The sequence below is a fragment of the Caballeronia sp. genome, from assembly GCF_028292365.1.
In the GTDB taxonomy this organism is placed as follows: domain Bacteria; phylum Pseudomonadota; class Gammaproteobacteria; order Burkholderiales; family Burkholderiaceae; genus Caballeronia.
In genome coordinates, this window is record NZ_JAQGMM010000377.1 from 1 (window position 1) to 7,386 (window position 7,386).

Consider the following 7,386-nt stretch of genomic DNA (forward strand, 5'->3'; position numbering starts at 1 on the left):
GGCTCGCTCTCGAACACGTCGATAGCAACCATCCCCGGCCGGTTGTGATGCAGCGCATTGAGCAGCGCGTTTTCTTCGAGCAATTCCGCGCGGCTGGTATTCACAAATAGCGCGGTGGGTTTCATGCGCATCAGATCGGCGGCCGTGACAATGCCGCGCGTATCGTCGGTCAGCCGCAGATGCAACGAGAGCACATCGCTCTGTTCGAACAACGCTTCGCGGCTCTCGGCCACATCCACGCCGTCTGCACGGGCGGCAGCCTGCGAGCGCTCCCGGCCCCAGATCACCACTTTCATGCCAAACGCCTTGCCGTAACCGGCGAGCAACTGGCCAATCTTTCCGTATCCCCAGATCCCGAGCGTCTGGCCTCGAAGCACCTGGCCCAGACCGAAATTCGGCGGTAACGCGGAGGTCTTCAGGCCGGACTGCTGCCACGCGCCCTGCTTCAGGTTCGCGACATACTGGGGAATTCGGCGTTGCGCAGCCATGATCAACGCCCAGGTCAACTCGGCCGGCGCGATCGGCGAACCGGTGCCTTCCAGCACCGCAATGCCTCGCTCGGTACAGGCGTCGAGTTCTATATGGCCGCCCGCCTTGCCGGTCTGGCTGATCATGCGCAGCCGCGGCAGTTTGTCGAGCAGTTGCGAGCTGATCCGGGTGCGCTCGCGGATCAAAACGAGCGCTTCTACTTCCGAGAGTCTGCTAGCCAACTGTCCGAGTCCGCGCACCGTGTTATTGAATACTTTCACCTCGTGATCGGCGAGCAGACTAAAGCAATCGAGCTTGCGAACGGCGTCTTGGTAGTCGTCCAGGATGGCAATTTTGATTGGCATGGATTGGCTTTTGATTGGCATCAAACGTGCTGCAGAAATTCGAGGATGGACAGGGATCAACGCGGTAAGTTCGGGTAATTACGGAGAAATCGGGTAATTACGTATAAATTCGCCAAAATACGGGCATCGCGTCGCGTTAAGCTGCTGGTGTAACCCGACGAATTTACCGATCGTCGAATGGGTGTTTGAAAGAATTCGAATGCGGAATAGGCAGTTTAGCCATTCACGCGTCGCTACCGCCGGAATACCGGCAACGATGGAGACAATTCCTATCCCTTTTTAACAGCTTGTTCCGTGCCGACGCAAGCCGCGATTTCAGGACGGCAGTCGCCACCAAGGCTAGACAACTCCCCGACGCATGCCTTGTTTTTGTGTCGCCGTCTGCTACGTGAGTTCCTCCGTGCGGGTGAACCGGCGACCCGGAATGCGCCTCTCGCGAGCAGCGCCGGCGAGTTGCAAACCGTTTTCTCTTCCAAGAACGGAGTGTGCTCGATGAACCAGCCCGCAGTAGTAGATCAAAACGTGGCCGCCGATAGCGATGTACCGGCGTACGTGAAGAACCAGAAACTCATCGATTGGGTGCAACAGGTCGCCGCGCTGACGAAGCCGGACCGGATCGAATGGTGCGACGGATCCGAGGAGGAATACGACCGGCTGTCGCAACTCATGGTCGATGCCGGCACCCTCAAACGCCTCAATCCCGCCAAACGGCCTAATTCCTATCTTGCCTGCTCGGACCCGTCCGACGTCGCGCGGGTGGAAGATCGCACGTTCATCTGCTCGGCGCGTCCGGAACAGGCCGGTCCGACGAACAACTGGATCGATCCGGCGGAAATGCGTCTCACGCTGGATGGTCTCTTCGACGGCTGCATGAGCGGCCGCACAATGTTCGTCGTCCCATTTTCGATGGGCCCGCTCGGCTCGCCGATCGCCCATATTGGCGTGGAATTGACTGACAGCCCGTACGTGGTGACGAATATGCGCATCATGACGCGCATGGGCCGGGCGGTATACGACGTGCTGGGCGCCAGCGGCGAGTTCGTGCCCTGCGTGCATTCGGTCGGTGCGCCTTTGCTAGCGGGGCAGAAGGACGTGCCGTGGCCGTGCAACGACACGAAATACATCGTTCATTTTCCGGAAAGCCGCGAGATCTGGAGTTTCGGTTCGGGTTATGGCGGCAACGCGCTGCTCGGCAAGAAATGTTTCGCGCTGCGAATTGCATCGACGATGGGACGCGACGAAGGCTGGCTCGCCGAACACATGCTGATTCTTGGGGTGACGTCGCCGGAAGGGCGCAAGTATCACGTCGCGGCGGCGTTTCCGTCGGCGTGCGGCAAGACCAACTTCGCGATGCTGATCCCGCCGCAGGATATGGCGGGCTGGAAGGTCTCGACGATCGGCGATGACATTGCCTGGATCAAGCCGGGCCGCGACGGCCGGTTGTACGCGATCAACCCAGAGGCGGGCTATTTCGGCGTGGCGCCGGGCACGAGCGAGAAGACCAACTTCAACGCCATGGCGACGCTCAAGGAGAACGTGATCTTCACGAACGTGGCGCTCACCGATGACGGCGATATCTGGTGGGAAGGCATGACCGACACGCCACCGGCGCACCTGATCGATTGGCAGGGCAACGACTGGACGCCTGAGTCGGGCAAGAAGGCAGCACATCCGAACGCGCGTTTCACGGCGCCGGCTGCGCAATGCCCATCGATTGATGCCGACTGGGAAAATCCGGCCGGCGTCGCGATCGATGCGTTTATCTTCGGCGGGCGCCGTTCCGACACCGTGCCGCTCGTCACGGAAGCGCGCAACTGGAACGAGGGCGTCTACATGGCCGCGACCATGGGCTCGGAAACCACCGCCGCCGCGGCTGGCCAGCAGGGCGTGGTCAGGCGCGACCCGTTCGCCATGCTGCCGTTCTGTGGCTACAACATGAGCGACTACTTCGGCCACTGGCTGAAAATGGGCGAACGACTTGAGCAACTCGATGCCAAACTGCCGAAGTTCTTCTGCGTGAACTGGTTCCGCAAGGACGCGGATGGCAAGTTCGTGTGGCCGGGTTTCGGCGACAACATGCGGGTGCTGAGCTGGATGATCGGCCGTATTGAAGGCACCACTCACGGCGATGAGCACGCGTTCGGGCTTTCGCCGCGCTTCGAGGACATAGACTGGGGCGCACTCGATTTCACTCGCGAGCAGTTCGAGCGCGTTATTTCCGTGCAGGACTCGGCATGGCGGACAGAGCTCGAATTGCACGATGAGTTGTTCACGAAACTCGCTCAGGGGCTGCCAGTCGAACTTGCAGAAACAAAAGCCGCGATCGAAAAGCGGGTGTCGGCCTGACTTTTTGTAAAAGCTTGTTAAGCGTGATTAGTGACGGAAGTCGACATAATCGATGAAATAAGGGCCGCATTAGCGGCCCTTATGCATTTCCCGTCGTACTGCGCCAAAATTGCTTCAGCCAGCTTTTCAGAATGATGGCGGTGGACGTTTGTTAGTCACATCGTTCCGAATTCAGCAACAATACGCCGTGTTTCACCTTACTGAATGGTAAAGCCGAAATCTTTTGTCAGAAAAAGTCACATTTAAGGCAACTTCTGCACGAAAACGAGAGTCCTAGGATAATTCCGAATTGCTTCTAGTATTTAAAAGAGGCCGTCTAGCAGCAGGAGTTGTCTCATGGATCATTTGCAGTCGATGAAAGTATTCGTCCGTGTGGCGGATCTCGGCAGTTTTGCCCGCGCAGCCGGCGCGATGGATATCTCGAATGCAGTGGCAACACGTCATATCGCTGACCTGGAGGGGCGTCTGGGCACCCGCTTGCTCAACCGCACCACGCGCAGCCTGTCGCTGACCGAGTCCGGCCAGGTGTACCTGGAACGCGCCCGCCAGATCCTCGACGAGCTCGAGGACGTCGAACAGATGGTGGTTGCACGTAACCACGAACCGGTCGGATCGCTACGAATTGTCGCACCTGTCGTATTCGGCCTGCACAACCTCGCGCCCGTGCTGCAGACCTACACGGAGCGCTATCCGAAAGTCGTGCCGGACGTCACGCTGGTCGATCGGCAAGTCGATCTGGTGGAAGAGGGCTTCGACGTCGGCATTGTGATCGCGCGCCAGATGCGCAGCGCGAGCATTGTCACGCGACGCCTTACGACTGGCTGCCTGACCGTATGCGCCACGCCCGGGTATCTCGAAAAGCACGGCGTGCCGACGCGACCGGAAGACTTGTCCGAACATCCGTCGCTGAGTTTGCCGTCCGAATATTTCGGCGATGAGCGCGTGTTCACGGGTCCGGAAGGCGAAGTGCGCGTGCGGCCGACGAACGTGATTGTCGCGAACAATACCGAGATGCTGCGCCAGTTCGCGCTGCTGGGCATGGGGATCGCCATCCTGCCGAGCTACCTGATCGGCAACGACACCACGCGCGGCAAGTTGGTGCGCCTGCTGAGCGACTATCAGTTGCCGCAGGTCGAGATCAATGTCGCGTATCCGAGCCGGCGCCATTTGCCCGCGAAGGTGCGCACGTTTATCGATCACCTTGTCGAGCATTTCAGCCAGACGCCGAATCATCAGTTGGGCGAGCAGTGGGTGAAGGACGGATTCGTGAAGCCGGGCGCGCCGGCAATCGACGAACGCGATTCCGAACCGCTGGTCGCGCACGCGGCCTATGCGGAAGCGGAAGGCGGTGCACGATTTGAAGCCGATGTGTCCTCCGCCGATGACAACAAGGTCGCTGGCAAGGCCGCGAAGTCGCGCTCGCGTGCGATGCCGGCCATGCCCTCGCCGTTCTGAGGAGGCCGCTGTGGTAAGGCTTCTTCAGTGGTTAGGCGTTGTCCAGCACGATGAACGAAAAAAAGCCCGCGAATGATTCGCGGGCTTTTTTAATGCTGCGGGCCTGACCGACCGGCCCTGAAACCTGAAAACTAACCCGCTTTGCGAGCCGGCGCCTTCTTGGCCGCCGCCTTCTTTGCAGGCGCTTTTTTGGCTGCAGGTTTCACGGTCGTCTTCTTGGCTGCCACGGCGACATCGCCGTCACCTTCGTCTTCCGCTTCAGTTGCTGCCGCCGCACCGCGCTTGACGGCGGGCTTGGCACCCGGCTTCGGCTCTTTCTTCTCGAACTCGAAACCGATCTTGCCGTCCGGCTGCTTCACGAGGAATGCCTTGAAGTTCCGGCCCGTGCGCGACGACTTGAAGCCTGTCAGCAAATCCGTCCGACCTTCCTCCAGCAATTTCGACATTTGCTCGCGCGACATTTCCTGCTGCAAGATCACCTTGCCCGAGCGGAAATCACAGGTCTTCGGATTCGCCACCGAGTTTTCGCAGACATAACTCATGCCGTGCTCGTACACACGCGACTGGCATTTCGGACATGCGCCAACCGGTGTCTGCTCCGAGAAATCCACCGGTTCGCCGTCTTCGCCGCCTGAATCCTGACCGAAGTCGAACTCGAGCTTCCAGTTCTTGATTTCGTCGTCGAAGGAAAGCTTCAGGATCGCCGAGAACGGCCGGCCCATCTTGCTGCGAAAACCCGACAACGGCCCGATGGTCTTGTCCTTGATCAGTTGCTCGACTTCCGGAATCTCGAACTGTCGTCCGCCAGGAATCTTCGACATCGAGAACTCGCACTTCGTACAAGCGAATCGCCGATAGTTCTCCTTGATCTGGCTGCCGCAATTCGGACACGGTGTTTCGAGCGTCGAATAATCGCCCGGGATGGTGTCGGAGTCGTATTCCTTCGCGCGCTTCACGATGGTCTGTGTCATGCGCGCGATTTCCTGCATGAACTCGTCGCGCGGGAGTTTGCCGCGTTCCATCTGCGACAGCTTGTGCTCCCACTCGCCGGTTAGTTCCGGCGCTGTCAATTCCTCTACGCCGAGGCCGCGTAACAAGGTCATCAACTGGAATGCCTTAGCCGTTGGAATCAGCTCACGGCCTTCGCGCACCATGTACTTTTCACCCAGCAGCCCTTCGATAACCGCCGCACGCGTAGCCGGTGTGCCCAGACCCTTCGCGGCCATCGCCTCGCGCAATTCCTCGTCTTCAATGAGCTTGCCCGCGCCTTCCATGGCCGAGAGCAACGACGCTTCGTTGTAGCGCGCAGGCGGTTTCGTGACGAGACCGACTGCCGCGACCTTCTCGACATCGACTTTCTCGTCCTTCTGGACCTGCACGAGATTGGCTTCTTCGCCGCCCACTTCCTTGCCGTAGACCTGCAGCCAACCTGGTTCAACCAGCACCTTGCCTTCGGTCTTGAAATGATGGCCGGAGACTTCGGTGATCCGCGTGGTGACCAGGTATTCGGCCGCCGGGAAAAACACTGCGAGGAAGCGCTTCACAACCAGGTCGTACAGTTTCTGTTCCGGTTCGGACAGCGCCTTGGGCGCTTGCAAGGTCGGAATAATGGCGAAGTGATCGCTGATCTTCGAATTGTCGAAGATGCGCTTGTTCGGCTTCACCCAGCCCTTGTCCAACACCTGCTTCGCGTGCGGCAAGTAGTTGTTGCTCTCCTTGAGCATGGCGAGCGTGTCTTTCACCGTCGGGATGTAATCCTCCGGCAGCGCGCGGGCGTCGGTCCGCGGGTAGGTCAGCACCTTGTGTTTTTCATACAGCGCCTGAGCCAGGCCGAGCGTGTTCTTGGCCGAAAAGCCAAAGCGGCCGTTGGCCTCGCGCTGCAAGCTGGTCAGGTCGAACAGCAGCGGCGACATCTGCGTGGTCGGCTTCGCTTCTTCGGTTACCGTGCCAGTCTTGCCGCGGCAGGCCGCGACAATGGTTTCAGCAGCCGGCAAGCTCCAGAGCCGCGAGTCGCGTTGCTCCGGATCGCCTTCCACGCGCTTGAATTTCGGGTCGAACCAGCGACCTTCATACATGCCCTTCGCGGCAATAAATTCCGCACGCACTTCCCAATAATCGCGCGACACGAAACGGCGGATCTTTTCCTCACGTTCCACGACGATAGACAACGTTGGCGTCTGAACGCGGCCAACAGTCGTCAGGAAAAAACCGCCGCCCTTGCTGTTGAACGCGGTCATCGCGCGCGTGCCGTTGATGCCCACGAGCCAGTCGGCTTCCGAGCGGCAACGGGCGGCGTCGGCGAGCGGCTGCATGTCGGCGTCGCTGCGCAGGTTCGCGAAGCCGTCACGGATGGAACCGGCGGTCATCGACTGAAGCCAGAGGCGCTGCACCGGCTGCTTGGCTTTCGCGTGCTGCGCGATCAGGCGAAAAATCAGCTCGCCTTCGCGCCCCGCGTCACAGGCGTTGATCAGGCGATCGACGTCCTTGCGCTTGAGCAGCTTTGTCAGCACTTTCAACCGCGATTCGCTCTTGGCGATCGGATTCAGGTCGAAATGCGGCGGAATGACGGGCAAATTGGCAAAACTCCACTTGCCGCGCTTGACCTCGTACTCTTCCGGCGCGGCAATTTCGAGCAAGTGGCCGACAGCCGACGACAGCACGTAGTCTTCGCTTTCGTAATATTCGTCATGCTTGGTGAAGCCGCCCAAAGCGCGCGCGATGTCGTTCGCGACAGAAGGCTTTTCAGCGATGA

General features: G+C 59.7%; 4 protein-coding genes. 2 read left to right on the forward strand and 2 right to left on the reverse strand.

Annotated elements, in window-relative coordinates; translation table 11 throughout:
- Positions 1-827 (reverse strand): D-2-hydroxyacid dehydrogenase family protein (locus JWR14_RS23085; RefSeq protein ID WP_299712495.1); only part of this gene is annotated, 827 nt, incomplete at its 3' end.
- Positions 828-1,325: 498 nt separating this feature from the next.
- On the opposite strand from JWR14_RS23085, the gene JWR14_RS23090 reads away from it, so the two are divergent.
- Entirely contained in the window at positions 1,326-3,179 is a 1,854-nt protein-coding gene (locus tag JWR14_RS23090) for a phosphoenolpyruvate carboxykinase (GTP) (protein WP_299712486.1), read from the forward strand.
- A 336-nt stretch (positions 3,180-3,515) separates the two neighbouring features.
- A complete protein-coding gene (locus JWR14_RS23095; protein ID WP_299712489.1) occupies positions 3,516-4,634 on the forward strand; it encodes a LysR family transcriptional regulator in 1,119 nt (372 codons plus the stop codon).
- A 131-nt stretch (positions 4,635-4,765) separates the two neighbouring features.
- Here JWR14_RS23095 and JWR14_RS23100 read toward each other — a convergent pair whose 3' ends face one another.
- Complete coding sequence (locus tag JWR14_RS23100) at positions 4,766-7,384, reverse strand: DNA topoisomerase III (RefSeq protein WP_299712492.1); 2,619 nt, start codon at positions 7,382-7,384, stop codon at positions 4,766-4,768.
- Positions 7,385-7,386 lie beyond the last annotated feature (2 nt).